The organism is Micrococcus sp. iso_239, assembly GCF_056173395.1.
Window position 1 is genome coordinate 631,716 of sequence record NZ_CM149672.1, and the last position, 25,716, is coordinate 657,431.

Here is a 25,716-nt window from a genome sequence, read left to right on the forward strand (position 1 = left end):
TCCGGTGCTCGGGGGGTCAGAGCAGGCCCGCCTCCTGGATCATCTGGATGGTGGTCTGGAGGTCGTCCAGGTCGTTGAGGTCCACGTCGGGGGCCTTGACCTCGGAGAGCTCCGGGAAGCCGGCCGGCTGCTCCACGCCCTCCACGAGCGGGTACTCGCCGGTCTCCTCGGCGAAGTACGACTGACCGTCCTCGGAGAGAAGGTACTCCACGAGGGCGGCGGCGTCGCCGTCCTCCTGCTCGCCCACCAGGCCCATGCCGGACACGTTCACCAGCGAGCCGAGGTCGCCGTCGGGGAAGAAGTGCAGGGACGCGCCCAGCTCCTCCGGGGCGACGCCCTTCTCCCGGGCCAGCTCGAACAGGTAGTAGTGGTTGACCAGGCCGGTGTCCAGGGTGCCGGCGTCCACGTCGGCGAGGATCTCGCCGTTCTTCTCGCGGCGCTGCGGGTCGTTGGCGGCGAAGTCCTCGAGCCAGGTCCGGGCCTCGTCCTCGCCCTTCTGCAGGCGAAGGGCGGTGACGAACGTCTGGAAGGACGCGTTGGTGGGGGCGACGCCGACGCGGCCCTTCCACTTCGGATCGGTCAGCTCGTCGACCGACGTCGGGAGGTCGGCCTCGGGGACCTTCTCCTCGTTGTAGGCCAGCACGCGGACGCGGCCGGTCAGGCCGACCCAGTCGCCCTCGTCGTCCCGGTAGGTCTCGGGCACGCGGTCCAGGGTCTCCTGGGCGAGGGGCGTGAACAGGCCCTCCTTGGCGACGGCGCCGAGCGCGCCCGCATCCTGGGAGAGGAACACGTCGGCGGGGGAGCCCTCGCCCTCCTCGATCAGCTGCGCGGCCATGGCGGGGGTCTTGTCGTAGCGGACCTCCACCTCGATGCCGGTCTCGTCGGTGAACTCGTCCAGGATCGGCTGGACGAGGTCCTCGCTGCGGCCCGAGTACAGGGTGACCTTCTTGTCCGACTCGGCGGCGGAGGCGGAGCCGGACGCCGCGCCGGACGCGGAGTCCGAGCCGGAGCCGCCGGTGCCGCCGGCGCAGGCGGTCAGGGCGAGCAGCAGCGTGGCGGACACGGCCGAGAGGCGGACACCACGCGAGAGGGCGCGGGACTGGGGCATGGCAATCTCGATTCGGGAGGAGTGGCGGGGGCGGCGCCGCGGGCCAGGGGTTCCTGGCGGGCCGGCAAGGGGAGCCTATTAAGTCATGCGTGTGTTGTCTATTGCGTCACCATGTGACGTGCCTCGCAGTCGACAAGGCCCCCGACGGCCCGGGCCAGACGCCGGCGACGAGCGCGGGCAGCACCGCCCCGGCCGAGCCGCGCAGCGCGTGCGTCACCGCGCCGCTCAGCTCGGTCTTCACGGGGTTCACCTCGACGACGGCGACCCCGGCTCCCAGCGCCACGAACGGCAGGGACGCGGCCGGCTGGATCAGGCCCGAGGTGCGGACGACGAGGGCCAGGTCGCAGCGCTCCAGCGCCTCGTAGGCGCGCTCCCACGGCTCCTGCGGCAGCATCTCGCCGAACCACACCACGCCCGGCCGGATCCGTCCCGTCCCGCACGCCGGGCACGCCGGCGGCGCCTCACGCAGCATCGCCTCCAGGTCCGCCTCCGAGCCGGCCGCGTCCACGTCCGAGGGCGCGCCCGGGTCCACGTCCGCCGGGGCCCCGCACTCGGCGCAGCGGTGTTCGAACAGCGAGCCGTGCAGGTGCGCGAGCACGCGGGCGCCGGCCCGCTCGTGCAGGTCGTCCACGTTCTGGGTGACCACCTCCAGGTCGGGTGTGCGGCGCTGCCAGGCGGCGACGGCGTCGTGCCCCGGATTCGGTCGGCGGGCCCGCACCATCCGGGCACGCCACCGGTACCAGGACCACACGAGCGCGGGATCGGCGAGGAACGCCTCCTCCGTGGCGAGCTGTTCCGCGGAGAAGCGCTCCCACAGGCCGGTCTGGGCGTCACGGAACGTGGGGATGCCGGACTCGGCGCTCATCCCCGCCCCGGAGAGCACCACGGGACGCTCGGCGGCGGCCACGAGCGCGCGGACGGCGTCCAGCGCGCCAGGGTCGAGGTCGGGAGCGGAGGCGGCGAGGACGGGAGCGGAGGCGGCGAGGACGGGGGCGGAGGCGGCGAGGACGGGGTGCGGATCGGCCATGTCCCCAGCCTAGGCAGGCGGCACGGGTGGGCGCCCCCCTCGTCCGGGGGCGGTTTGCGGCGTTATTCCGTCGGAATACCGCCGAATATCGCCCCCGGACCACGGTGTGGGGTCAGGCGACGTCGGGCGCCGTCGTCGGCACGCCCGTTCCGGCGGCGCGGGCGAGGGCCCGGCGCAGGCCGCGGGCCTTGAGGAGGACCTCGTCGTGCTCGGCGGCCGGGTCCGAGTCCGCGACGATCGCCCCGCCGGCCCCCACCGACCACCGGCCCCCGGCGAGCACCGCCGTGCGGATCACGACGGACAACGACGTCGTCCCGTCCGCGCCCAGCATCCCCAGCGCTCCGGAGTAGACCCCCCGTGGGGAGGCCTCCCACGCGGCCAGCAGCTCGACGCTGCGGCGCTTCGGCGCGCCGGTCATCGAGCCGCCGGGGAAGAGGGAGCGGACCACGTCCACGGGTGCGACGCCGGCCCGTGCCGTGCCCGTGACCGTGGAGACGAGCTGGTGGACGGTCGCGTAGCTCTCGACCGCCATGAGGGAGGGGACTTCGACAGAGCCGGGCTCGCACACCCGCGAGAGGTCGTTGCGCAGCAGGTCCACGATCATGAGGTTCTCGGCGCGCGTCTTGGGGTCGTCGGCGAGCGCGCGGGCGGCCGCGGCGTCCGCGACCGGGTCCGGCAGGCGGGCGGCCGTGCCCTTGATCGGCTTGGTGCTGTACCGGCCCTCGCGCCCGGCGAGGAACCGCTCCGGTGAGGCAGAGACCACGGCCCACCGGCGGGCGCCCGTGCCGTGCTCCAGCAGCGCCGCATACGGGGCCGGCTGGTGCGCGGCGAGCTCGTGGAAGAGGACCAGCGGGTCCACGCGCAGCCCGGGATCGGCGTCGAAGCGGGTGGTCAGGCACAGCTCGTAGGAGTCGCCGGCATGCAGCGCGGCGCGGCAACGGGCGATCTGCTCGGCGTACGCCGCCCGGTCCTCGCGCCACGTGCCCGGCGCCTCCTCGTCGGCCCGCGGCCCCGGGCCGGCGTCCTCCGGGGGCGGCACGACGGCGTCGCCCGCCGCCGTCTCGAGATCGCGGCGGGCCGCGGCGAGGGCGCGGCGCACGTCCGCCGCCCAGCGGTCGGCCCCGGCCTCGGCGGCGGTCGGATCGAGGGAGACGACGCAGCAGTGCAGCACCCCGGCCGCGTGGTCGGCCACGGCGTAGCGGGAGGGGCGCACCCAGAACTGCGCGGGCAGGGCTGCGGGGTCCTCGGGTCGGCGTGAGGGCGGTGTCACCCCCAGATCCGCCAGGCCGAGCTCGTAGCCGAGCCAGCCGACCAGGCCGCCGCGCAGGGGCAGGCCCTCGCCGCCGACCACCGACCGGGGCGCGGCCGCGGCCCCGAGGTCCGCCCACGCGCGGTCCGGATCGGCGGGGTCGTCGTGCCGGACCAGGCGCGGGCCAGGGGAGGGCACGCGACCCTGCTCCTCGCCGAGCACGTCCAGCCCGTCGCCCGCCACGGACCAGCGCGCCTCGGCCGGGTCCGGCAGAGCGGAGTCCAGCCAGAACGACGCGGCCCCGCGCACGACGGCGTGCGCATAGACCGCGGCCACGGCGGTCGCCGCCGTGTGCCCGGCCGCCGCGAGCGCCGCGGCGTCGAGCGTGCGCACGGCCACATGCAACGGGGTGGCGGCGGCCTCGGGCGGTGCGGGGGCGGTGGGCATGGCCCCCAGCGTAGGGGCCAGACCCCGCCGGGATCGCCGCGGGCGCCGTCGTCGGGTGGGCCGTGCCCGGGGCCGACGCGTGGGCGGTGCTCGTCGAGCCGGTCCTCGCGCTGCTCCTGCTGGCGACGTTCCTGGCGGTGCCGTTCGCCGCGCTGGGCGCGGGGCTGCGGGACGGCAGGTTCCTCGGGGCACTGCTGGTCCTGAACTTCGTGGTGGTGCCGGCGGTGGTGTTCGGGCTGAGCCGGTTCGTGGCCCACGACGACGCGCTGCTCGTGGGCGTGCTCCTCGTGCTGCTGGCCCCGTGCGTGGACTACGTCATCGCGTTCACCGCACTCGCGGGCGGGGCGGCGGTGGCCGCGGTCGACGTCGGGCCCTTCGTCCGTGCTCTGGTCATGCTGATTCTGGTGCCGCTCGCGCTCGCGGCGCTGCTCCAGTGGGGTGCGGCGCGCGGCCGCGGTGGGGTGCGGTGCGCGGCGGCCGGGGTGGTGCGCGGGTTCACGGCGGCGATGGTCCCGCTCATGGTCGTCACGCTGTTCACGGTGGTCGCCTCACAGATCCGCGGGGTGGGGGAGCGGCTGCCCGCGCTGGCCGTCGTCGTGCCCCTGTTCGCGGCGTTCGCCGCCGTGATGGTGGCCCTCGGCGTGGTGGCTGCGCGGTGGGCGCGCCTCGACGTGCCCGCCGGGCGGGCGCTCGTGTTCTCGGGCGCGACGCGGAACTCCCTGGTGGTGCTCCCACTGGCCTTGGCCCTGCCGGCGAGCCTGGACCCGGCCCCGCTCGTGGTGGTGACGCAGACGCTCGTGGAGCTCGGGGCGATGGTGAGCCTCGTCCGGCTGGTGCCCCGGCTGCTGCCGCTGCACGGGCAGTCCGCGGGGGCGGGCGCGCGTCGAACCGTGACCTGACCGCCCAGAATGTTGCCTTACCGTGACCGGAATCACGGTCCCGGGTCGCTATGGTGGGCGACATGAGCCTCTCGTTCGTGTCCTCGGCGCGCCGCCGTCACGGCGGCCTGGCTTCGGCCGCGCTGTTCCATCCGCTGGTCGAGGCGGCCACCGGCGCGCTGCCCGTGATCGACCCGGTGACCGGCCGACCGGCGGAGACCGCCGACGCGCGCCCGGGGTCCGGGCACTCGACTCCTGCACAGGGTGCGCGGGAGTCCGGCGCGTCCACGGAGGCCGGTTCCGCTCGGGGCTGACCGCCCCGCCCCGTCCCTAGAATGGTCCGCATGGCTGGACTGATCGTGCGCAAGGACATCGACCTCGTCCGCGAGCGCACGGATCTGAAGGCCGTCGTGGAGGAGTTCGTCACCCTGCGCTCGGCGGGCGTGGGCTCATTCAAGGGGCTGTGCCCGTTCCACGACGAGCGGACGCCGTCGTTCCACGTGCGCCCCGGCGTGGGCACCTACCACTGCTTTGGCTGCGGCGCGCACGGGGACGTCATCAGCTTCCTGATGGAACTCGAGCACACCACCTTCACGGAGACCGTGGAGCGACTGGCGTCCCGCGTGGGGGTGGAGCTGCACTACGAGGACGGCGGCACCGGCCCGGACAAGGCGGAGACGGGGCGCCGTCGTCGTCTGTTCGAGGCGAACAAGGTGGCGGACGAGTTCTTCCGTCGTGCCCTCGGCTCGCCCGAGGCGCAGGCCGCCCGCGACTTCCTCACCCAGCGGGGATTCACACAGGAGCACGCGGCGCAGTTCGGCCTCGGATATGCCCCGCAGGGGTGGTCGCATCTGCTGGACCACCTCCGGCAGAAGGGGTTCCGGGACGAGGAGCTGCGCGCCTCCGGGCTGGTGTCCGAGGGACAGCGCGGCCTGTACGACCGGTTCCGCGGCCGTCTGCTCTGGCCCATCCGGGACATGACCGGCGCGACCATCGGCTTCGGCGCGCGCAAGCTATACGACGACGACCCCGGGCCCAAGTACCTCAACACCCCCGAGACGCCGCTCTACAAGAAGTCGCAGGTGCTCTACGGGATCGACCTGGCCAAGCGGACCATCGCCAAGGAGCGTCAGCTGGTGCTCGTCGAGGGCTACACGGACGTGATGGCGGCCCACCTGGCCGGCGTCGGGACGGCGGTGGCCACGTGCGGCACCGCGTTCGGCGCGGACCACATCAAGGTGGCCCGCCGCCTGATCTCCGACGACGGCACGGGCGGCGAGGTGATCTTCACCTTCGACGGCGACGAGGCCGGGCAGAAGGCCGCCCTCAAGGCGTTCGACGAGGACCACCGCTTCCTCGCCAAGACGTTCGTGGCCGTGGAGCCCAGCGGCATGGACCCGTGCGACCTGCGCATGCAGAAGGGCGACGAGGCCGTGCGCGCGCTCATCGCCTCGCGGCGGCCGCTCTTCGAATTCGCGATCCGGGCGGGGCTGAAGGACTACGACCTGAACACCGTCGAGGGCCGCGCCGGCGCCCTGCGCCACGCCGCGCCGATCGTGGCGGGCATCAAGGACGCCGTCCTGCGTCCCGGCTACGAGCGGGAGCTGGCCGGCTGGCTCGGCCTGGACCCGAACGCCGTGCACCGCGCCGTGGCCGCGGCCGGGCGCGCGCCGCGGCGGGGGCCCGAGCCCGAGGCACGGCCGGCCCCGGCGGACGACGGGCAGGCGATCGGGCCCACGGGCCGCCACGGGGAGGCCGCCGCCCCGGCGCCGCGGATCGTGGTGCCGGTGGATCCGCGCGACCCCGTCGCCCGTCGGGAGCGGGAGTCCCTCGAGGTGGTGCTGCAGCATCCGACCCTGCTCTCCGCAGAGCAGTGGACCGCGCTGTACGCCGCCCGCTTCACGGTCCCGCAGTACGCCGCCGTCCACCAGGGCGTGAAGATGGCCGGGTCGGCGGGGGCGACGCCGCAGCGCTGGGTGGACGCCGTGCGGGACGCCGTGCCCCAGGAGGTGGCCGGCGTCGTCTCCGAGCTGGCCGTCCGCGACCTGCCCGCCCGCACTCCCGAGGATGTGGACCGGTACTGCCGGGACATCATGAACCGCCTGTTCGCCCTGCAGATCGTGCACCGCAAGGAGGAGCTGCTCGGGCGCCTGCAGCGGCTCGGCCCCGAGGGCGACCCCGCCGAGTTCACCCGCCTCAACAGCGAGCTCATGGAACTGGAGGCGCGCCGCCGGGCCCTCCGAGCCGACGACTGACCCCCACCCGTTTTCGTTCGGGAAACGGCGGCTCCAGGCGCGTTTTCGTTCGGGAAACGGCGGCCCGTCGGCCGCGCGGCGTCAGCGCTCGTCGACCGTGAGCACCTCGCCGGACGTGGCGTCGATCTCGACCTCGGGGCCGTCGGAGCCGTCCTCGCGATCGAACCCGACCTCCCACTGGAGGGTGCCGTTGTCGTCCTCCAGGTCCATCTCGTCCAGGGTCACCCCGTCACGGCCCTCCCGGGCGGTGTCGAGTGCCTGCTGGGCGGTGACCTCGGCGTCCTTCGCCTTCTGGACGTCCTCGAGATCCGACTCGCGGTCGGTCTCGGTGATGTCGCCGTCGGCGGTGACGTCCAGCTCCTTCACCTCCTCGCCCACCACGACGTCGACCTCCCAGGTCGTGTCGTCATCGTTGGCGTCCACCTCGACGATGATGCCGTCGCCGTGCTTCTCCAGGACCGCGTCGATCACCGCGTAGGCGGGGTCGTCGGCCTGGCCGGTGCCCGAGCCGCTGCTGGCCGCGGCGGCCGTCGACGACGCCGACGTCGACGAGGCCGACGACGACGCCGAGGCCGACGCGTCGTCCGTGGTGGGGGTGCTCGCCACCGCCGAGGAGGCGTCGACCCCCGGCGAGGCGGAGCCGTCGTCGCCGTTGTCGGCCGTGGTGCCGCAGGCCGCGAGGGCGAGGGCGGCGAGCATGCCCGTGCCGGTCAGGGCGGTCTTACGCGTGAGGGTCGTGATGGTCATGGACACGTCTCTCCTTCGGGTCCGTTCCTGATGATTCTGGGGATGTCCTCGCACCGTAGGCCCGCCGGAACCGTGCCTGGCAAGGGCCCGGTCCCCGGGGGCGGGCAGGGCGACGACGGCGCCCCGCGGCCGGGTGGCACGCGGGCGGGGGCTCTGGTAGAGTTCCATCCGTTGTCCGAACGGCTCCGGCGGTTCGCGGCACATTCCCCCGTAGCTCAACGGCAGAGCATTCGACTGTTAATCGAAGGGTTGTTGGTTCGAATCCAACCGGGGGAGCGATCCTGAGGCCCCTGCACCGACCATGTCGGTGCGGGGGCTTCTTCGTGCCTGGAGGACGACCGGGCCGAACAGTTCAGCGAGCGTGATGTCGAGCCACCCCGCGATGGTGGCCAGCTCCTCCAACGTAAAGGCCACCCGCGCGCGAAGCCGGTGTGAGATGCCGCTCTGTGAGACGCCGAGCGCTGCTGCTAGGGCGTGTCTGACAATGCCTTCGACCACGCGAGCACAGCATTCAGGACCACAGCGGCCCTGTAGACGATCGCGTACTTGTCATACCGGGTCGCCAGACCCCGCCACTGCTTCAGGTGCGCGTACTGGCGCTCGATGACATTGCGGCCCTTGTAGGCGGCCGCGTCGAGGCCAATGGGGCGCCCGCCGCGGGCACCGCGCCGTCTGCGGTGGCCCTGCTGGTCGGCTGGTTCGGGGATGACCGCTTTGATCCCACGGGCGCGTAGGTGGGTGCGGATCGCCCGGGAGGAGTACGCCTTGTCGCCCAGCACGGCCTCGGGGCGGGTCCGGGGCTGCCCTACTGGCCGGGTCACGCGCAGCTGCTCCAAAAGAGGAAGCAGCATCGGGGAGTCCCCTGCCTGGCCGGGGGTGATCAGGCTGACCAGCGGCAGCCCGGTCCCATCGACGAGCTGATGGATCTTCGTGCTCAGCCCGCCACGGGAGCGCCCGATGCCGTGATCGGCCGGCTCCTCACGCGGATTCTTGTAGTTCGATCCATCCCCCTGTGTGGCGGGTGATGTTCGTCGCGTGCTGGTGGGCGCGGGCGATCGTGGAGTCCACCGAGACCGACCAATCGATCAGGCCTTCGGCGTCAGCGGCGGCGGTCAGCGTGGCCAGCACCGTGTCCCAGGTGCCTTTTTCGGCCAAGCGCCGATGCCAGGTCCACACGGTCTGCCAGGGCCCGTAGACCTCGGGCAGATCCCTCCAAGCGATTCCGCACCGGTACCGGTAGATGATCGCCTCCACCATGGTGCGGGCGTCGGCGAACGGCCTGCCGGCGCGGCCGGTCCGGGTCGGGAGCATCGGGGCGATCAACTCCCATTGGGTGTCAGAGAGCATCTGGAACCGGGACATGTCCCCAGGGTCTCAGCTGACTCGTGCATCTATTCTCAGACACGCCCTAGTTGCGCGGACCTCCTGGGATCGGGCCATGGTGCCGGCCGCTTGCCGGGCGGCACCCCGACAAGGGTACACGTTATGCTGTACCGTTCTAGGCATGAGCACCACGACCCTCACTCATGTCTCGGCGTTGTCCCGACTGGGCCATGCCCTCTCTGATGACACCCGGACCCGGATCCTGCTGGCCCTGCGTGATGGGCCGGCCCGCCCGTCGGCGCTGGCCGGGGAGCTGGGGGTGTCCAAGCAGGTGATGTCCAACCAGTTGGCCTGCCTGCGCGGCTGCGGGCTGGTGACCACTACCGCCGAGGGCCGCAACGTCTGGTACGCCCTGGCCGACCCCCGGCTGGGCCAGACCCTTGGGGAGCTGCTGGAGTTGACGCTGACCATCGACCCGGATTGCTGCTCCGCTGCGGGATGCACCTGCGCATGAGCACCCTCACGCTGAGCTCCAAGCCCCTCACGGACGACCGCCGTGCGGTCCTGCACCGCCGGATCCGCTGGATCGTGGCCGGAACCATCACCTACAACGTGATCGAGGCGGCCATCGCCCTGGCCGCCGGCACCGTGGCCTCGTCCTCCGCGTTGATCGGCTTCGGCTTGGACTCCATCGTGGAGGTCCTCTCCGCCGCCGCGGTGGCCTGGCAGTTCGCCACCCCGGACCCGCACCGCCGGGAGAAGGTGGCGCTGCGCCTGATCGCCTTCTCCTTCTTCGGCTTGGCCGCCTTCATCACCGTCGACGCCGTGCGCACCCTGTTCGGGGCCGGGCAACCGGAGCATTCCACGGTGGGGATCGTGCTGGCCGCCGTGAGCTTGGCCATCATGCCGTTCCTGTCCTGGTTCGAGCGGCGCACTGGCCGCGAACTCGGGTCCGCCTCCGCGGTGGCCGACTCCAAACAGACCCTGATCTGCACCTACCTCTCGGCGGTCCTGCTGGTGGGCCTGGTCCTCAACAGCACCCTGGGCTGGACCTGGGCCGACCCAGTCGCGGCCCTGGTGATCGCCGCCGTCGCCCTCAAGGAAGGGGTGGAGGCCTGGCGCGGGGATGCCTGCTGCACCCCCGCCTCCGCGCTGATCGCCGGGGACCAGAACGAGAAGGACGGCGATGGCTGCGGGGCGGATTGCGCCTGCTGTGCGCATTGAGCGTGCCTTCAGTATCGCCGGACAGGATGGTGACGTTAAGCTGATGATTCATCGAGTGGAAGAGACCCCGGTATGAGCGGACACGATCATTCCCATGCTCTTCCGGCGGCGGGCCGGCGGGGCCGGCTGGCCGTGGTCTTCTCCATCACCGCGACGATCATGGTCGCCGAGGTCATCGGCGCGCTGGCTTCGGGCAGTCTGGCCCTGCTGGCCGACGCCGGGCACATGTTTACTGACTCAGCCGGGTTGCTGATCGCCCTGACCGCCGCGACCCTGGCGCTGCGCCCGGCCACGGACAAGCGCACCTGGGGGTACAAGCGCGCCGAGATCATCGCCGCGGCCGCGCAGGCCGCGGTGCTGCTGGCCGTGGGCGGCTTCGTAGCCGTGGAGGGCGTACGCCGGCTCATCGAACCCCCCGAGGTCGAATCCACCGCGATGCTCTGGTTCGGGGTGATCGGTTTGGCTGGCAACCTCATCGGTCTGGCGATCCTGGCCTCTTCCCGAGGTGAGAACCTGAACATGAAGGCCGCGTTCCTGGAGGTACTCAACGACGCCCTGGGATCGGTCGCAGTGATCGTTTCGGCGATCGTGATCGCCACCACCGGCTGGAATCGCGCCGATGCGGTGGTGTCCCTGTTGATCGCCGCACTGATCGTGCCCAGAGCCCTGATCCTGCTTCGCGACACCATCGACGTACTCATGGAGACCACCCCCAAGGGCTTGGACCTGGAGGCGGTCCGCATCCGGCTATCGGAGCTGCCGCACGTGCTGGAGGTCCATGACCTGCACGCTTCACGCATCGACTCCGACACCCCCGTGCTCTCCGCGCACGTCACCGTGCACAACGGCTGCCTGACCGCCGCGCACCTGGGCACTGTGCTGACCGACCTGCAACGGTGCGTGGCCCAGGATTTCCAAGTACCCATCGAACACTCCACCTTCCAAATCGAACCGGCCACCCACCCCCACACTGAGACCCTCCACCCCTGACCCACCCCTGCATCCCAGCCCCAGCTCATTCCCACCCCGACGGCAGGGTGCCGTCGCCACCGACCGAAACGGATCCCTTCGTGAGCACACCGACCCGCAATCCGACCCCCTCTGATCCGTCAACACCGGGCACCACATCCCGCAAGGCCAAGACCATCGTCTGGGTCGTACTGGCCGCTGTGGTGCTGGCCGGGCTGATCGTCGGAGTGGTGGCCGCCAGCGGCCCCCGCGACGCCGCCCCCCAGGGCTCCGGGCAAACTGCCTCCTCCGGGACCGGGCAGAGCGCCCCCTCGGAGGCCACGCCGGTGATGCGCCCAGACAGCCGGGTACTGTCCAAGGCCCCGAACGAGCAGGCCGTGCTGGTGGAGTTCCTGGACTTCGAGTGCGAGGGCTGCAAGGCCGCCTACCCGGTCGTGGAAGAACTGCGCGCCGAGTACGCCGACACGGTGACCTTTGTGCACCGCTACTTCCCGCTGCCCGGACATCCCAACTCGATGACCGCCGCCGTAGCCGTGGAAGCCGCCGGCCAGCAGGGACAGTACGAGGCGATGTATCAGCAGATGTTCGACACCCAGGAGCAGTGGAGCCATACCACTGAGGACCGGAGCCCGGTGTTCCGCGGTTACGCCGAGGATCTCGGCCTGGACATGGCCGCCTACGATGCCGCGGTGGCTGACCCGGCCACCCGCGACCGCATCGAGGCCGACGTGGCCGACGGGACCGCGCTGGGCGTGCAGGGCACCCCGACCTTCTTCCTGGACGGACAGATGCTCACTCTGAACACCCTCGAGCAGTTCCGCGCCGAGGTCGACGCCGCCGCCACGACGGACTGACCGGGCCCATGAGTGTCCCCGACACCGACACCAATTCACCCGTGACGATCCCCACGACCACCACCGACCGCCCTGCCGGTACCGGGCAGGCCTCCGACGTAGCGGGGATACCGACTGTCGCCCGGCACCGTCCGTTCGGCCTGGTGCTGTTGATCACCGGGGTGGTCGGCTGGGTGGCCTCGGCGATCCTGGTGCTCGAACGCCTGGAGCTGTACGAGGATGCCGGGTACATCACCAGCTGTGACATCAACCCCTGGGTGTCTTGCGGGAAGGTGATGGGGACCTGGCAGTCCGAGCTGTTCGGCTTCCCCAACCCGTTGATCGGCATCGTGGCGTTCGCCGTGGTCATCACCACCGCCATGGTGACCCTCTCCGGGGCGAGCCCCGGGCGCTGGTACTGGGCCGGCCTGCAGGCCGGGGTCACCGCCGGCACGGTGTTCACCATCTGGCTGTGGTCCCAGGCGTTGTTCGAGATCCACATCCTGTGCCTGTACTGCATGATCGTGTGGGCGGCGATGATCCCGCTGTTCATCCTGCTCACCGTGCGCAACCTCGCCCACGGCGTGATCCCCGCGCACGCCGCGGTGGTGCGGTTCTCCGCCGGCTGGGCCGGAACCCTGGTGGCCATCGCCTATGTGGCCGTGGCCGCCTCGGTGTTCTGGACCTTCTTCCCGGCCCTCACCGGTTACTGACACACCAGCCGCACTACGGCCCGCCCACGCGCCCGCAACGAGGAGAAACCACACCATGGCCAAGACCGACGTGCTAGTGATCGGCGCCCGCCAAGCAGGGCTGGCGCTCGGGCACTACCTGAGGCGTGAGGAGCCGAGCTGTCGGCAAAGCCGGACACAGGTTGGGAAACCGAGAAGGGCAGGCAGTAGGTTCCTTGTCCAACAGGCCCTCTACCGCCACGTCGCGACAACCGGGCAGCTCCGTGAGGATGGAGGCAAGGTCCTCGCCCGGAAAGGAAGTACATGATCGGCTGGCTGGAGCGGTGGCAGATTCCCTTGTACCTGGTTGCCCTGGGAGCCGGTGCCGCTTGCGGAAGCGGCATAACCGAACCGACACCGTGTCCACGATCAAGGGCCAAGGCCCCACTCCTACTCCGGCCTCACCTGACCCCGCTCCGGCACCACCACCGCGGCCGAAGTCGCCGACGTTTGATCGCCTCGATGAAGGGAAATTCGCTGTGCCGCCGATCGACCAGTGGGTCACGTTCGAACCCCTCACCGGCTCACCCGTCGGCATCGCCGCTCTGCTGTTCGCGGCACTGTATCTGCGAGGAGCGATCTGGATGTGGCGAAACAGGCGCCGTTGGGCGATCGCCCGCACAGCATCGTTCCTGATCGGGTGCGCCCTGATCTTCGCTATCACGATGTTCGGTGTGAACCGTCTCGCGACGGAATCCATCACAGCGCTGGTGTTCCAGCAGATCACCCTGCTGACCGTCGTTCCGCCGCTCCTCATCGCAGGGTCACCCGGGCTGCTGCTCCTGCGCAGCACACCGCACACCGGCCTCGGGCGTCTCGTGCTCCGTGCCGCGCACGGGGGACTGCGCTCACGATTCTGGAGCGCCGCACTGCACCCTGTGGTCGCCATCGTCATTGCGATACTGCTGTACCCGGTCCTCTACCTGACCGACGCGATCAGCGTCATCATGCGCATCCCCTTCGGCCAGGACGCCTTGCTCTTCGTCATCCTCGTCCTCGGCATCGTCTCGGCAACACCGCTATGGTCCTCCGATCCGCTACCGCGCCAACCCTCCTTCGCCGCACGATTCGTCGATATCGCCGTCGAGATCCAGATCCACGCCATTTTCGGCCTGATCCTGCTCCGTACCGCCACACCGCTGTTCAGCGCATACGCCACCCCCACAGGCAGCCATGACCCCGTCATCGACCAGGCGATCGCCGGCACGCTGGTATGGACCTACGCGGAGCTGCCGATGTTCGTAGTGCTCATCGTCTGCCTGTCCCGCTGGCGAGCCCGCGACGTGCGCACCTCGAGACAGCGACAGAAAGCCGAGGACGCCGAACTCGACTCTTACAACGAGTACCTCGCCAGCCTCTCCCGAAGACGGAACGAGAGCTAGGGCATGTCTGACAATCGTTTGGACCACGCGAGCACAGCGTTCAACACCACGGCGGCCCGGTAGACGATCGCGTACTTGTCGTACCGGGTCGCCAGGCCCCGCCATTGCTTCAGGTGCGCGTACTGGCGCTCGATCACGTTCCGGCCCTTGTAAGCCTGCGAGTCCAGGCCCACGGGACGGCCACCGGCCGAGCCGCGGCGCCTGCGGTGGCCCTGCTGATCCGCCGGCTCGGGGATCACGGCTTTGATCCGGCGGGCACGCAGGTGGGTGCGGATCGCCCGGGAGGAGTACGCCTTGTCGCCCAGCACCGCCTCGGGGCGGGTCCGGGGCCGCCCTACCGGCCGTGCCACGCGCAGCCGCCCCAGCAGCGGCAGCAGCATCGGGGAGTCCCCGGCTTGGCCGGGGGTGATCAGGCTGACCAGCGGCAGCCCGGTCCCATCGACGAGCTGATGGATCTTCGTGCTCAGCCCTCCCCGGGATGTCAAGGGCCATTGAGTTCTGCCCATAGGCGGCCAGTGTTTCTTCCCGCTGGTGGCCATCAGAACTGCCCACTGGTGGCCAGCTGGTTTGCCCGTTTGGGTGGTGGTGCTGGCCACCGTGATGGGATCAGTTCAGTGGCATGACTCCCTTCCCGGCCATTGCCTGGGTCATCCGTACGGAGTCTCCGGTGGTCTGGCACACGTGGGCGTGGTGCAGGAGCCGGTCCACGGTGGCGGTGGCCAGGGTCTTGGGCATCAGCTCGTCGAAGCCGGCCGGGTGCAGGTTCGAGCTGATCGCTACGGAGCGTTTCTCGTAGGCGGCGTCCACGATGCGGTAGAGGCCCTCGGCGGCATCGTCGGCGACCGGCAGCAGGCCGATGTCGTCGATGACGATCAGGTCGGCGCGCAGGATTCGGGCGACGGCTTTGGTGATGGTGTCATCGGGCCGGTGGGCCCGGATCATCGCCCCGAGGTCCTCCAGGGTGAACCAGGCCACCCGCTTGCCCTCCTCCACGGCCTGCTGGCCCAGGGCCTCGAGGAAGAAGGTCTTGCCGGTGCCGGAGGGCCCGCAGACCACGAGGTTCTCTCTGCGCGAGAGCCATTCCAGGGTGCGCAGGGACTGCTGGGTCGGGGCCGGGATCGAGGAGGCGCCCGGATCCCAGGTCGTGAAGGTCTTGCCGGTGGGGAACCCGGCGGCCTTGCGCCGGGCGGCGAGCATGGATCGGGCCCGACCGGTGGTCTCCTCGACCAGCAGGGCCTTGAGGACCTCGGCCGGCTCCCAGCGTTGGGCCCGGGCGGTGGCCAGTACCTCGGCGGCGATACCGCGGGCGTGGGGCATCTTCAGCTGCCGCAACAGCGCCTCCAAATCGGCCGGCAGCGCCGGTGCGGCGGTGTTCGGGGTGTGGATGCTCACCGGGCTGCCCCCTCGGTGTTGGAGGTACCGAGGCCGGCCCAGCCGGCGGTGCCCTGGGTCAGGGACCGTTCCTCGGTGGCGGTGTGCATCCCGGTGCGGTGGCCGGCGGCGGTGAGCAGGGAGGCCAGGTCGCCGTGGGCGAAGCGCTGGTGCACCGCGGCCACCCCGAGGGCGCGGTCGACCTGGTCGGTGCCGGCGAGCTTGGCCAGGGTGACGGCCTCGGCCATCTTCTGACCGATCCGGCTGGTGCCGGCCGCGGCGGCCTCCACCAGCCAGGTCCTCGCTCCGGCCCCGATGGCCAGGAACTCGGCCTCCGCCGCCGAACGGGGCACCGGGGTGTAGTCCCCGGGCACCTTGTCCGTCTCGTGGCCGGGGAAGTGCGCGTCGTCGATGGCCGGGGACCCGGGCCGGGCCACCCGGTGCCGGGCGACCTCCACCGGCCCCTGCGCACCGGCGTGCATGATCACCACCATCGAGTCCGGTCCGGTGCCGTGATGGCGCACGAACACCTCGGCCCCGAGCAGGTGCGCGGGCACCGAGTACTGGGCGTTTTCGAAGGAGACCATCGGCGTGTTCTCCGGCACCTTCCGTCCCACCCCGTAGGCCACGGTGTGCGCCGTGGCGGGGATCCGATGCAACGCGCTGGTCTCCTCGGCGAGCATGTGGTCCGGGCGGCGCCGGGTCACCCGGTGCTCCCGGGAGTTCACCATGGCCATGAACCCCGCGCAGGCGGCCTCGAGCTCAGCGAACGAGGCGTACTGGTCCCGCAGGTTGGTGTCCTTCGGGACCAGGTCGGCCTTGGCCAGCTTCACCGCGTTCTCCACCCCGCCCTTGGCGGCCGGATCCGCTGGCTGGCAGGTCAGCACCTCCACGCCGTAATGCCGAGCGAACGCCACGGTGGCCTGGTTACGCACCGGCACCCCGGCCACATGAGAGACCGTCACTGTCTTCTCGTTATCCGTCAGCACATAGGTCGGCGCGCCCCCGATCAGCCGGAAGCACCGGTCCAGGGCGGCGAACACACTCGGAGCCGTCCTATCACGCAGGGCGATGACGATCCGGTAGCGGGACCAGGCCAGCCAGGCCACGAACAGCACCGTCTTGGCCCCGTCGATCGCCGGCCCATCGCCGAAGTCGTACTGCAGCCATGCGCCCGGCTCGGTGATCCAGGGCCGGTGCACCCGGCGCTTCCCGGCCCGCCAGGCGGCCTTCACCTCGGCCACCGCCCGCCGGGTGGAGCGCTCAGAGCCGGTGTAGCCCATTGCGGTGAGCTTGGCGTGCACGACATCGGCGCGGATCCTGCCCGTGGAGGCCTCGACCCATTCCTCGATCTTGGGCAGCCAGACATCGGTGACCTTCGGGCGGCTGGCTCCGGATCCAGGGGTCTGGCCGGCGTCGCGGGCCCGCACCAGCCGGGCCACGGTGTGATGGGAGCAACCGGCCAGCTCGGCGGCGCCCCGCAATGACTTGGTCAGGTCATAGGCACTGAGTATTTTCATGGTTTCTGCGGCATCCTTCATTCAGGGCCTCTTCCTCGCTGGATTCGATTCGACACCGATATCCAACCCGGGGAGGAGGCCCCCGCCGGCTCACGACGCGGCGGGCAACGAGCAACGCGGGCAAACCAGATGGCCAGCACCGGGCAGTTCCCGTGGCCATCACTGGGCAGTCCTCATGGCCGTCAGCGGGTCATTCCCTGGCCACCTATGGGCAGCTTTTCATGGCCGCTTACAGCCACCTATGGGCAGCTTTTCATGGCCGCTTACACTCGTACGCGGCATCGGCGGGGTCGCGGTGCCAGGACCGTGCGAGCGGAAGGTACTTCTCCTGCGCATACTGCATCAACGCGCGGGCGGCGGGGTGTGTGCGCCAGAGATGCTCGGCGGTGAGCTGCTCCAGCAGGACACGGAGCCCTTCGCCGGTGGTGAAGTCCGGAAGTGGTTCAGATGAAGGTTCTCTCATGAGGTCAACTCCTTAGGACGAGGTGACCAATAGGTGTGTGAACGCGACCCCAAAGTTGAGTCCCGCATAGTGGTGTAGCGCCCGGTGGTCGGGCGTGTCGTCTCAGACGTGGACGCGGCCACCGTGTGATCCGTCGAGTCAACCTTCCACAGAATCCTCGAATGGAGTCATCACGATGACCGCTCCTCATATTCTCGACCCTGCCGGCCTGCTCGGAGAAGCCCTGTCTGAAGCGTCCCCGGACATGATGCGCCATCTGCTGCAGACCATGATCAACACCTTGCTGTCCGCGGATGCCGACGCGGTGGTCGGTGCCGAATGGGGCAAGCCCAGCTCCTCGCGCACTGCTCAGCGGAACGGGTACCGCCACCGGGACCTGGACACCCGGGTCGGCACCCTGGACGTGGCCATCCCCAAGCTCAGATCGGGCACGTACTTCCCGGACTGGCTACTTGAACGCAGGAAGAGAGCGGAGTCGGCGCTGATCACCGTGGTCGCTGACTGCTACCTCGCCGGGGTCTCGACCCGACGGATGGACAAGCTGGTCAAGACTCTGGGCGTCAACGCCCTGTCCAAGTCCCAAGTCTCCCGGATGGCCACCGAGCTCGACGAGCAGGTCGAGGCCTTCCGCCACCGCCCGCTCGGGGTGGCCGGCCCGTTCACGTTCGTGGCCGCCGATGCGCTGAGCATGAAGGTCCGCGAGGGCGGGCGCGTGGTCAACGCCGTGGTGCTGCTGGCCACCGGGGTCAACGCTGACGGCCACCGCGAGGTCCTGGGCCTGCGGGTCGCCACCTCGGAGACCGGGGCGGCGTGGAACGAGTTCTTCGCCGACCTGGTCGCCCGCGGCCTGGCCGGGGTCCGGTTGGTCACTTCTGACGCCCACACCGGACTCAAGGACGCCATCGCGGCGAACCTGCCCGGAGCGACGTGGCAGCGCTGCCGCACCCATTACGCGGCGAACCTGATGGGCATCACCCCGAAGAACATGTGGCCGGCCGTGAAAGCCATGCTGCACTCGGTCTATGACCAGCCCGATGCGGCCAGCGTGCACGCGCAGTTCGACCGGCTCCTGGACTACGTGAGCGAGAAGCTGCCCACCGTGGCTGAACACCTCGACGCCGCCCGGGCGGACATCCTGGCCTTCACCACGTTCCCGAAGGACGTCTGGACGCAGGTCTGGTCGAACAACCCGGCCGAGCGGCTCAACCGGGAGATCCGCCGTCGCACCGACGCGGTGGGCATCTTCCCCAACCGGGCGGCCATCGTCAGGCTCGTGGGTGCGGTGCTGGCCGAGCAGACCGATGAATGGGCCGAGGGTCGACGCTACCTCGGTCTCGAAGTCCTGGCCCGCTGCAGGCTCACCACCGTGACCAACACCGGAGACGAGGTGGACCCCGACACCGAACTCACCCTCGGCCTCAGCGCCTGACCCCCATGAAGGATCAGACCGCTACACCATCACGAGGGGCTTGACCTGGAGGGATCTGCCCGAGGTCTACGGGCCCTGGCAGACCGTGTGGACCTGGCATCGGCGCTTGGCCGAAGAGGGCACCTGGGACACGGTGCTGGCCACGCTGACCGCCGCCGCTGACGCCGAAGGCCTGATCGATTGGTCGGTCTCGGTGGACTCCACGATCGCCCGCGCGCATCAGCACGCGACGAACATCACCCGCCTCACAGGGGGATGGGTCGAACTACAAGAATCCGCGTGAGGAGCCGGCCGATCACGGCATCGGGCGCTCCCGTGGCGGGCTGAGCACGAAGATCCATCAGCTCGTCGATGGGACCGGGCTGCCGCTGGTCAGCCTGATCACCCCCGGCCAGGCAGGGGACTCCCCGATGCTGCTTCCTCTTCTGGAGCAGCTGCGCGTGACCCGGCCAGTAGGGCGGCCCCGGACCCGCCCTGCGGCGGTGCTGGGCGATAAGGCGTACTCCTCCCGGGCGATCCGCACCCACCTACGTGCCCGTGGGATCAAAGCGGTCATCCCTGAACCGGCCGACCAGCAGGGCCACCGCAGACGGCGCGGTGCCCGCGGCGGGCGCCCCATTGGCCTCGACGCGGACGCCTACAAGGGCCGCAACGTCATCGAGCGTCAGTACGCTCACCTGAAGCAGTGGCGGGGTCTGGCGACGCGGTATGACAAGTACGCGATCATCTACAGGGCCGCTGTGGTCCTGAATGCTGTGCTCGCATGGTCAAAACGATTGTCAGACATGCCCTAGTGGCGGCCGTGGCGCTGTTCTACTGCTCGGAGCCGGTCGAGGTAGGTCGGTAGGTCACCTCTAGGGCGTGTTGCTAAAGGGTTCGGGGACGTGGATGCGCGAGTCTGGGGTCATGTCGCGTGATGTCATCTCGGACGAGGTCTGGGCCGTGATCGGCCCACTGTTCCCGGAAGCGAAGTCCACCGGTCGGCCGCCGGTGGATCGGCGCGCGGTGGTCGAGGCCACCGCGTGGCGCTTCCGCACCGGGGCGCCGTGGCGGGATCTGCCCGAGCGGTTCGGGAACTGGAACACGATCTACAAGAACTTCAACCGGTGGGCCGCCCAGGGCGTGTGGGAGCGGGTGCTGGAGAAGACCCAGTCCATGGCACAGCAGGCTGGCGAGCTGGATTGGGTGGCCTCGATCGATTCCACGATCGTGCGCGTCCACCAGCACGGGGCGACCCTGCCCCGCCCCACAGGGGGCCTGGATGAACTACAAGAAATCAGCGGACGAGCCGGCTGACCATGCCATCGGATGCTCCCGTGGCGGTCTGACGACGAAGAATCATCTGGTCTGTGATGGCAAGGGCAGGGTGCTGGCGTTCGTGGTGACCGGCGGGCAGGTGGCTTCACACCTCGATGCTGGCCACCACGCTGGAGCAGATCAGCGTTGCCGGGGCCCGTGGGCGGCCCCGGATGCGGCCTGACCGCCTGATTGCAGACAAGGGCTACCCCTCGAAGGCGAACCGGGCCTGGCTGCGCCGGCATGGCATCGCGGCCACGATCCCCGAGCGGGCCGATCAGATCACGCACCGGCGCAGACGCCCGGGCCGGCCGATCGACTTCGGTGAAGACCAGCGCCAGCGCTACCGGGGACGCAATGTCGTGGAGCGGTGCTTCAACCGGCTCAAACAGTGGCGAGGGATCGCGATGCGTTCGGACAAGTACGCCCGGAACTATCACGCCGGGCTCAGCCTCCCAGCGACACTGCACTGGCTGACTACCCTACTTTAGCAACACGCCCTAGTGGTGCGGCAGCTGAGCGATCCGACACCGGTGCGGAGAATTGTGGCTCATGTGCGGACCTCGCAAGCCAGCAGCCCGGTAGTCGTCGCCGCCCTCAGCTCACTCCAGCATCAGGCGACGACGACGCCGCCGTCGTAATTGCTGCACCGGCGCGAGGGCCTCAGCAGCCCACTTCTTAGTGCTCGGCTTGATACAGCTGTGGTTCGGGCAGGCCGTGCTCTGCGCGGATGCGGCGGGAGAGGGTCTCAGCCACGGTCATAGCCTCGGCAACCAGTTCCGGGGTCACCGTGAAGGGCATATTGTGGATGGTCTCGCCTTCGACCGTGGCAGCTTCGGCGATAGCGCGAATCTCCTTCCGATCCTCTGGAGCCAGGCCAATTTCGGCGAGGCTGTTCGGGAGTCCAACCTTGGTGCTGAAGACTATGAAGTCTTCGATCTCCGCCGATGGCGCACCCTCCATGATGAGCTGGGTCAGTGTGCCGATATTGACCTTTTCACCGTGGGTCAGGCCATGGGTCTGTGGGGCAGCTGTCATGCCGTTATGAATGGCGTGGGCCGCGGCCAGCCCCCCGGATTCGAAGCCGAGACCGGAGAGCAGCGTGTTTGCCTCCACCACGGCTTCTAAGGCGGGAGTGACCGTTCTGGAGCGCACAGCATCCAGGGCGTCCAGGGCGTTCTCCCACAGAATCTTCCACGACAGTTCCGCAAGAGCGGTGCCGGTATGGGTTGGGGCATCGCCCACCATGGTTTGTGCCCTGGTCTTAGCGACGGCGCGTGCTTCCACCCAGGTGGCCAGCGCATCTCCAATGCCCCCGACCAGGAACCGCTCCGGGGCATTGGCCACCAGGACAGTATCAATGAGCACCAGGTCCGGATTCTTGGGAAAGAACCGGTATTCCACGAACTCACCTTCATCTGTGTAGATCACCGCGAGCGCTGAGGTGGGCGCGTCCGAGGATGCCGCCGTGGGGACACTGGCCCAGCTGATGCCGGCGAGGTGGCCTGCGGCTTTGGCCGCATCGATGGCGGAACCGCCGCCGATGCCGACGATGACATCGTGATCCCCGTTACGAAGAGTCTCTACGAGGGAGTCCACGGCCTCGGCCGTAGCGAATTTGCCGAAGCCGACACGGGTCACAGGAAGGTCAGCTTCTTCAAAGCCCTTAGTCAAGGAGTCCTCCACGATCTCCCAGACCACATCGTCGGCTACCAACAAAGGTGTGGACCCCAAGGGCTTCAGATGGCTTCCCAGCTTCTGAATGACGTTCCGGCCTTGGACGTACCGGGATGGGGCTGCCAGGACATGTTCGACGACGGTGCTCATAGTCACTCCACTCTGATTGCATTCTCTTGACTGGGCCGCCTCATCAAGGGCTGGTGCCGTCAGTCTATGAACGCCTACTGGGTACGTCTACCCTTGCAGGCGAATCGCGGCGAGTCCGCCGGGCCCCCAACTGGCGCAAGCGATCGGGCCAGGGGCAGCAGCACCGCGCGCGAAGTTGATCTTCAAACCGGCTCTTCACGAACGAGGGTGTAGCGCGGGTCTGAACCCTCCGGCTTCGAGCAGTGACCGAGCGATGTAGTGGGTGAGGTTGCGGAAGCCGAGGGCGGAGCCGCGGAGGTGTTCGAGCCGCCCGTTGATGGCCTCGGTCGGGCCGTTGCTGGTGCCGGGGCGGTCGAAGAACGCGAGGATGTCGCCCGCCCGCTGCTTCATGGTCCGGCCGAGCTTGCGGACCTCGACGAGCGCCGCGGGAACGCCGCTGCTGATCGTAGCGATCACCTCCTGCATCATCGCCTTCGCTTTCTTCTTGTCGGGCTCCCGGTAGGCCGCGACGATGCGCTGGTAGATGCCCCAGGTCGCCTCGACCTCGATGTGCTCCTCGCTCGCGAACACTGCGTCCAGGCGTGCCCGCTGCCGGTCGGTGAGCAGGCTCGCCCCGGTGTGCAGGGTGCGGCGGGCTTTGTAGAGCGGGTCGCCCTTGAGCCCGCGGTGACCGGTGGTGTCTTGCTGGACCCGACGCCGGCAGACATCCAGCGCGTCGCCGGCGAGGCGGACCACGTGGAACGGGTCCATGACGGGGACGGCGTCGGGGAGTTCCTCGGCGGCAGCGGTCTTGAACCCGGCGAAGCCGTCCATCGCGACCACCTCGATCCGCTTCGCCCAGTCCGCAGGGCGGGCGGCGAGCCACTGCTTGAACACCGCCTTGGAGCGGCCCTCGACCATGTCCAGCAGCCTCGCCGGCCCGGTCTTGTTCCTCGCGGGGGTGAGGTCGATGATCACGGTGACGTACTTGTCGCCCAGCCTCGTGTGTCGCCAGACGTGCTCGTCGACACCGATCGTGGTGACCCCGTCGAACCGGGCGGGGTCGTCGATCAGGCGCCGCTTGCCTTCCGCGAGGACGGCGGCGTTCGCGGCACTCCAGGACACCCCGAGACCTGCGGCGACGCGGGTGACGGTGAGGTGGTCGATGACGATGCCCCGCAGCGCCCACTCCAGGCCGCCGCGGGAGATCTTCGCACGCGGCGCCGCTGCCCGCGTCATGTCCTGCCGCCACGTGCGCCGGCAGTGTCCGCACCGGTACCGGCGCACCCGCACCAGCAGGGTCGTCGGCCGGTGCCCGAACGGCTCGTGCGCCAGTCGACGCGTGACCGTGTCCCGCGGCACGCCCTCGACACCGCACTTCCGACACCACGGGTCGTCCTCGACGACGCGGCATTCGATCGTGGCCCGATCCGGCTCGATCAGCTGGCCGACGGCGACGAGGCCGAGCTCGTCAAGGCGGCAGAACGTGGTCAGGTCAGGGGTCGCGAAAGTAGGGTGGAGCACGTCGAGGTCTTTCGGGATGGCGAGCGTGAAGAACTTCCATCATCCGGGAGACCTCGACCCCTACCCGGCCACCGACGCGCTCAACCGACTACACCCTCGTTCGTGAAGAGCCATTTTTGGCGGCGTAATAGGTCCTCGGAGCGATCTGAACACCGGCCTGGTTCAATACCCGGCAGATCGGCTCGACTCCGAGCTTCTTGCCCTCAACGACACGGTCGCGGAAGTGATCGATGTAGTCGATGACCACCGCCACCGGCACCTCACGCTTCGAGGCTTGGTCGTGAGTGGCTACTTGATCTTGCGGTCGAGCTCCGCTGCGGCGAAAAAAGCAGCTGAGGTGCGGAGTATTTCATTGGCGCGGCGCAACTCACGGTTCTCCCGCTCCAGTTGCGCCAGGCGCTCATTCACATCGGTAGGTACTCCCGGGCGCTTGCCGGCATCGACCTCTGCGGTGCGCACCCAGGTGCGCAGCGCCTCGGGATGGACATCGAGCTGGGCCGCGATCCGCCGTATCGCCCCATGCTTCGTGGCCGGGTCAGCGATCGCCTCCAGCGCCATCCGGGTGGCCCGCTCCCGCAACTCCTCGCTGTACTTCCTCGGTGCTGCCATAGCCCCTCATCCTTCCTGGAATCAGAGCCTGCACCGAACCCGGGGCGCAACATTCACGATGCTCTGGGGCGTACTGCTTGGAGTTCATGTCAACCTTCCTGATGGTCGCTGATCGGTATGTCGCGCACATGCCGCAACGACGACGGCCAGGTTGCTGAGCAACCTGGCCGTCGTCTTACGCCTTCCCCCAGAACTGGTCCTCGGCGGGGCCGTCTGAGGAGAAGAGCCGGACCTCGACGATCCGGCCGTCCCGGACAGTGAGAAGATCCACCCCGGGCTGGTCCAGCTCTCGCCCATCTCGGTGACCCGTGAAGCGCACCGGGGCGGCCACCACGTCCTCGTTCGCCATGAGGGGGCCGGTCGGGGCCACCGCGAATGTCCCGCCGGTGGCCTCCATCATGCCGCCGATCAGGGCACGGATGGCATCCGGGCCGCGGTGCACGCCCGAGAAGCGGTTGTCGCCAGGCTGGTGCCACGCGACGTCCGGGTCGAGCACGGCCATGGCCTGCTCGACGTTGCCCTGGGCCAGATGGGTGAAGTAGGTTTCGACGGTCTCAACGGGGGGTGTGGCAGTCATGGTCAGTTCTCCTTCGTTCGATCCGCAGCAGGATCGCCGCCCTCTGAGGGTGGCCGATGCTGTTGTGGTCACTTCAACGTAACCACGGAAGGAGTTCACCTGATGGTCACCGAACGTTCATGGAATCCCCTGCTCGCGACCTGCCCGTCGCGCACCTCTCTCGCGCGGATCGCCAACAAGTGGACCGCATTGATCGTCATCGCGCTCCAGCATCGGCGTCTGCGCTTCGGCGAGCTCCAGGCGGCCGTCGACGGCATCAGCAAGAAGGTTCTGGTGGACACTCTCCGCGACCTGGAGCGCGACGGGATCGTCGAGCGGATCGATCACGGCACAGTGCCCCGCCACGTCGACTACGGCCTCACGCCACTCGGCTCGACCTTGGAGCATCCACTTGGGGCGCTGGTCGATTGGGCGGCCGAGCACTTCGATGACGTCCTTGAAGCTCGTCAGGCCTATGACGAGAAAGCACTGGGCACCCCGCACGGCTGAGCCCCGGGCCCGGGCCACCATCCCACACGGCCGCCGGCGGCCCCCTCACCACGTCCGACGCGGCTTAGGCCGTGTTGCTAAATGCTGGTTCGGGGCCTTCGGGTGATTCTTGAGTCGTGTCGCGAGATGTCATCACGGACGAGGTCTGGGAGCTGATCCGGGACGTGTTCCCGCCGGTGAGGACACGGGGCCGTCCTCCGGTGGATCGGCGCACAGTGGTCGAGGCGACCGCGTGGCGGTTCCGCACGGGATCGGCGTGGCGAGACCTCCCCGATCGGTTCGGGAGCTGGAACACGATCTACAAGAACTTCCGCCGGTGGGCGAGCGACGGCGTCTGGGAGGACCTGCTCACCCACGTGCAGAAGCGGGCGTCGCTCGCTGGCGAGTTGAGTCACGGATAGTGGTGTAACCCTCCCCGGTAGCCACGACCATCCTCGAGACGGACGCGGTCACCGTGGG

The 25,716-nt window shown here is 69.6% G+C and carries 23 protein-coding genes, 1 tRNA gene and 3 pseudogenes; 15 read left to right on the top strand and 12 right to left on the bottom strand.

The features are described from left to right. Positions 1 to 16: 16 nt before the first annotated feature. From AC0VX2_RS02865 to AC0VX2_RS02875, 3 genes are all read right to left on the bottom strand, one after another. Positions 17 to 1,108 (bottom strand): iron ABC transporter substrate-binding protein, encoded by a 1,092-nt coding sequence (locus AC0VX2_RS02865; protein WP_036317448.1) that lies wholly within the window; start codon positions 1,106 to 1,108, stop codon positions 17 to 19. A 106-nt stretch (positions 1,109 to 1,214) separates the two neighbouring features. Continuing rightward, positions 1,215 to 2,135 carry an SIR2 family NAD-dependent protein deacylase gene (locus AC0VX2_RS02870; RefSeq protein WP_101965809.1) on the bottom strand — a complete coding sequence of 307 codons (921 nt, stop codon included), beginning with the start codon at positions 2,133 to 2,135 and terminating at the stop codon, positions 1,215 to 1,217. A 112-nt stretch (positions 2,136 to 2,247) separates the two neighbouring features. Continuing rightward, positions 2,248 to 3,831, bottom strand: coding sequence for an anthranilate synthase component I family protein (locus tag AC0VX2_RS02875; RefSeq protein ID WP_396729249.1), 1,584 nt, complete (start codon positions 3,829 to 3,831; stop codon positions 2,248 to 2,250). Positions 3,832 to 3,863: 32 nt separating this feature from the next. Here AC0VX2_RS02875 and AC0VX2_RS02880 point away from each other — a divergent pair, with 32 nt between their 5' ends. From AC0VX2_RS02880 to dnaG, 3 genes are all read left to right on the top strand, one after another. Continuing rightward, positions 3,864 to 4,730, top strand: a complete 867-nt coding sequence (locus AC0VX2_RS02880; RefSeq protein WP_206452268.1) for a bile acid:sodium symporter — start codon at positions 3,864 to 3,866, stop codon at positions 4,728 to 4,730. A 62-nt stretch (positions 4,731 to 4,792) separates the two neighbouring features. Further along, complete coding sequence (locus AC0VX2_RS02885) at positions 4,793 to 5,023, top strand: hypothetical protein (RefSeq protein WP_206452255.1); 231 nt, start codon at positions 4,793 to 4,795, stop codon at positions 5,021 to 5,023. Positions 5,024 to 5,053: 30 nt separating this feature from the next. Further along, entirely contained in the window at positions 5,054 to 6,964 is a 1,911-nt protein-coding gene (gene dnaG, locus AC0VX2_RS02890) for a DNA primase (protein WP_396729246.1), read from the top strand. An 81-nt stretch (positions 6,965 to 7,045) separates the two neighbouring features. On the opposite strand, the gene AC0VX2_RS02895 is transcribed toward dnaG, so the two are convergent. After that, positions 7,046 to 7,711, bottom strand: a complete 666-nt coding sequence (locus tag AC0VX2_RS02895; protein ID WP_396729243.1) for a PepSY domain-containing protein — start codon at positions 7,709 to 7,711, stop codon at positions 7,046 to 7,048. Between the two features lie 204 nt (positions 7,712 to 7,915). On the opposite strand from AC0VX2_RS02895, the gene AC0VX2_RS02900 reads away from it, so the two are divergent. Then, positions 7,916 to 7,987, top strand: a tRNA-Asn gene (locus tag AC0VX2_RS02900). Between the two features lie 191 nt (positions 7,988 to 8,178). Here AC0VX2_RS02900 and AC0VX2_RS02905 read toward each other — a convergent pair. Further along, a protein-coding gene (locus AC0VX2_RS02905) for an IS5 family transposase (RefSeq protein ID WP_102708157.1) occupies positions 8,179 to 9,073 on the bottom strand; the annotation gives its coding sequence in 2 pieces (ribosomal slippage) (positions 8,179 to 8,715 and positions 8,717 to 9,073; 894 coding nt in all). 142 nt (positions 9,074 to 9,215) lie between these two features. On the opposite strand from AC0VX2_RS02905, the gene AC0VX2_RS02910 reads away from it, so the two are divergent. From AC0VX2_RS02910 to AC0VX2_RS02935, 6 genes are all read left to right on the top strand, one after another. Next, positions 9,216 to 9,548, top strand: coding sequence for an ArsR/SmtB family transcription factor (locus tag AC0VX2_RS02910; protein ID WP_020628509.1), 333 nt, complete (start codon positions 9,216 to 9,218; stop codon positions 9,546 to 9,548). Further along, the gene (locus AC0VX2_RS02915) at positions 9,545 to 10,258 is read left to right on the top strand and encodes a cation diffusion facilitator family transporter (RefSeq protein WP_036317504.1); all 714 of its coding nucleotides are present in this window, start codon (positions 9,545 to 9,547) and stop codon (positions 10,256 to 10,258) included. The genes AC0VX2_RS02910 and AC0VX2_RS02915 overlap by 4 nt, the downstream gene beginning before the upstream one ends. 72 nt (positions 10,259 to 10,330) lie before the next feature. Then, positions 10,331 to 11,248: a cation diffusion facilitator family transporter gene (locus tag AC0VX2_RS02920; RefSeq protein ID WP_041102741.1), complete on the top strand. Its 918-nt coding sequence runs from the start codon at positions 10,331 to 10,333 to the stop codon at positions 11,246 to 11,248. 80 nt (positions 11,249 to 11,328) lie between these two features. Further along, positions 11,329 to 12,081 (top strand): DsbA family protein, encoded by a 753-nt coding sequence (locus tag AC0VX2_RS02925; RefSeq protein ID WP_036317487.1) that lies wholly within the window; start codon positions 11,329 to 11,331, stop codon positions 12,079 to 12,081. A 41-nt stretch (positions 12,082 to 12,122) separates the two neighbouring features. Then, on the top strand, positions 12,123 to 12,773 hold the full coding sequence (locus AC0VX2_RS02930; protein ID WP_020624358.1) for a vitamin K epoxide reductase family protein: 651 nt from the start codon (positions 12,123 to 12,125) through the stop codon (positions 12,771 to 12,773). A 497-nt stretch (positions 12,774 to 13,270) separates the two neighbouring features. Further along, positions 13,271 to 14,173: a cytochrome c oxidase assembly protein gene (locus AC0VX2_RS02935; RefSeq protein WP_036317477.1), complete on the top strand. Its 903-nt coding sequence runs from the start codon at positions 13,271 to 13,273 to the stop codon at positions 14,171 to 14,173. Here the strand turns inward: AC0VX2_RS02935 and AC0VX2_RS02940 are convergent. The 3 genes and pseudogenes from AC0VX2_RS02940 to AC0VX2_RS02950 form a co-directional block, all read right to left on the bottom strand. Then, positions 14,170 to 14,652, bottom strand: a pseudogene (locus tag AC0VX2_RS02940) (IS5 family transposase); the annotation flags it as partial. The gene AC0VX2_RS02935 and the pseudogene AC0VX2_RS02940 sit on opposite strands and share 4 nt — an antisense overlap. 127 nt (positions 14,653 to 14,779) lie before the next feature. Next, positions 14,780 to 15,565 (bottom strand): IS21-like element helper ATPase IstB, encoded by a 786-nt coding sequence (gene istB / locus AC0VX2_RS02945; protein ID WP_010078636.1) that lies wholly within the window; start codon positions 15,563 to 15,565, stop codon positions 14,780 to 14,782. After that, positions 15,562 to 17,085 carry an IS21-like element ISMlu14 family transposase gene (locus tag AC0VX2_RS02950; protein ID WP_031943827.1) on the bottom strand — a complete coding sequence of 508 codons (1,524 nt, stop codon included), beginning with the start codon at positions 17,083 to 17,085 and terminating at the stop codon, positions 15,562 to 15,564. The genes istB and AC0VX2_RS02950 overlap by 4 nt, the downstream gene beginning before the upstream one ends. A 617-nt stretch (positions 17,086 to 17,702) precedes the next feature. Here AC0VX2_RS02950 and AC0VX2_RS02955 point away from each other — a divergent pair. The 3 genes and pseudogenes from AC0VX2_RS02955 to AC0VX2_RS02965 all read left to right on the top strand — a co-directional run bounded on the left by AC0VX2_RS02955 (position 17,703) and on the right by AC0VX2_RS02965 (position 20,743). Further along, positions 17,703 to 18,956 (top strand): IS256 family transposase, encoded by a 1,254-nt coding sequence (locus AC0VX2_RS02955; protein WP_095694973.1) that lies wholly within the window; start codon positions 17,703 to 17,705, stop codon positions 18,954 to 18,956. Between the two features lie 37 nt (positions 18,957 to 18,993). After that, a pseudogene (locus AC0VX2_RS02960) lies at positions 18,994 to 19,750 on the top strand (IS5 family transposase); the annotation flags it as partial. A 94-nt stretch (positions 19,751 to 19,844) separates the two neighbouring features. Beyond that, positions 19,845 to 20,743: pseudogene (locus tag AC0VX2_RS02965) on the top strand (IS5 family transposase). A 187-nt stretch (positions 20,744 to 20,930) separates the two neighbouring features. On the opposite strand, the gene AC0VX2_RS02970 reads toward AC0VX2_RS02965, so the two are convergent. From AC0VX2_RS02970 to AC0VX2_RS02985, 4 genes are all read right to left on the bottom strand, one after another. Further along, positions 20,931 to 22,079 (bottom strand): glycerol dehydrogenase, encoded by a 1,149-nt coding sequence (locus tag AC0VX2_RS02970; RefSeq protein ID WP_221845056.1) that lies wholly within the window; start codon positions 22,077 to 22,079, stop codon positions 20,931 to 20,933. 195 nt (positions 22,080 to 22,274) lie between these two features. Next, positions 22,275 to 23,582 (bottom strand): ISL3 family transposase, encoded by a 1,308-nt coding sequence (locus AC0VX2_RS02975; RefSeq protein WP_012750681.1) that lies wholly within the window; start codon positions 23,580 to 23,582, stop codon positions 22,275 to 22,277. A 288-nt stretch (positions 23,583 to 23,870) separates the two neighbouring features. Next, positions 23,871 to 24,191 (bottom strand): transposase, encoded by a 321-nt coding sequence (locus AC0VX2_RS02980; RefSeq protein ID WP_221845055.1) that lies wholly within the window; start codon positions 24,189 to 24,191, stop codon positions 23,871 to 23,873. 175 nt (positions 24,192 to 24,366) lie between these two features. Beyond that, entirely contained in the window at positions 24,367 to 24,768 is a 402-nt protein-coding gene (locus AC0VX2_RS02985; RefSeq protein WP_221845054.1) for a nuclear transport factor 2 family protein, read from the bottom strand. Positions 24,769 to 24,870: 102 nt separating this feature from the next. On the opposite strand from AC0VX2_RS02985, the gene AC0VX2_RS02990 reads away from it, so the two are divergent. Together AC0VX2_RS02990 and AC0VX2_RS02995 are read left to right on the top strand one after the other, a co-directional pair. Continuing rightward, a complete protein-coding gene (locus AC0VX2_RS02990; protein ID WP_221845053.1) occupies positions 24,871 to 25,257 on the top strand; it encodes a winged helix-turn-helix transcriptional regulator in 387 nt (128 codons plus the stop codon). Positions 25,258 to 25,373: 116 nt separating this feature from the next. Further along, entirely contained in the window at positions 25,374 to 25,658 is a 285-nt protein-coding gene (locus AC0VX2_RS02995; RefSeq protein WP_221845052.1) for a transposase, read from the top strand. The last annotated feature ends 58 nt before the right edge of the window (positions 25,659 to 25,716 follow it).

Coding starts and splice junctions, on each gene's coding strand:
- AC0VX2_RS02985 (WP_221845054.1), bottom strand. CDS start 24,768: ATGACTGCCACACCCCCCGTTGAGACCGTCGAAACCTACTTCACCCAT.
- AC0VX2_RS02910 (WP_020628509.1), top strand. CDS start 9,216: ATGAGCACCACGACCCTCACTCATGTCTCGGCGTTGTCCCGACTGGGC.
- AC0VX2_RS02915 (WP_036317504.1), top strand. CDS start 9,545: ATGAGCACCCTCACGCTGAGCTCCAAGCCCCTCACGGACGACCGCCGT.
- dnaG (WP_396729246.1), top strand. CDS start 5,054: ATGGCTGGACTGATCGTGCGCAAGGACATCGACCTCGTCCGCGAGCGC.
- AC0VX2_RS02885 (WP_206452255.1), top strand. CDS start 4,793: ATGAGCCTCTCGTTCGTGTCCTCGGCGCGCCGCCGTCACGGCGGCCTG.
- AC0VX2_RS02990 (WP_221845053.1), top strand. CDS start 24,871: ATGGTCACCGAACGTTCATGGAATCCCCTGCTCGCGACCTGCCCGTCG.
- AC0VX2_RS02875 (WP_396729249.1), bottom strand. CDS start 3,831: ATGCCCACCGCCCCCGCACCGCCCGAGGCCGCCGCCACCCCGTTGCAT.
- AC0VX2_RS02980 (WP_221845055.1), bottom strand. CDS start 24,191: ATGGCAGCACCGAGGAAGTACAGCGAGGAGTTGCGGGAGCGGGCCACC.
- AC0VX2_RS02950 (WP_031943827.1), bottom strand. CDS start 17,085: ATGAAGGATGCCGCAGAAACCATGAAAATACTCAGTGCCTATGACCTG.
- AC0VX2_RS02970 (WP_221845056.1), bottom strand. CDS start 22,079: ATGAGCACCGTCGTCGAACATGTCCTGGCAGCCCCATCCCGGTACGTC.
- AC0VX2_RS02955 (WP_095694973.1), top strand. CDS start 17,703: ATGACCGCTCCTCATATTCTCGACCCTGCCGGCCTGCTCGGAGAAGCC.
- AC0VX2_RS02920 (WP_041102741.1), top strand. CDS start 10,331: ATGAGCGGACACGATCATTCCCATGCTCTTCCGGCGGCGGGCCGGCGG.
- AC0VX2_RS02870 (WP_101965809.1), bottom strand. CDS start 2,135: ATGGCCGATCCGCACCCCGTCCTCGCCGCCTCCGCCCCCGTCCTCGCC.
- AC0VX2_RS02865 (WP_036317448.1), bottom strand. CDS start 1,108: ATGCCCCAGTCCCGCGCCCTCTCGCGTGGTGTCCGCCTCTCGGCCGTG.
- AC0VX2_RS02895 (WP_396729243.1), bottom strand. CDS start 7,711: ATGACCATCACGACCCTCACGCGTAAGACCGCCCTGACCGGCACGGGC.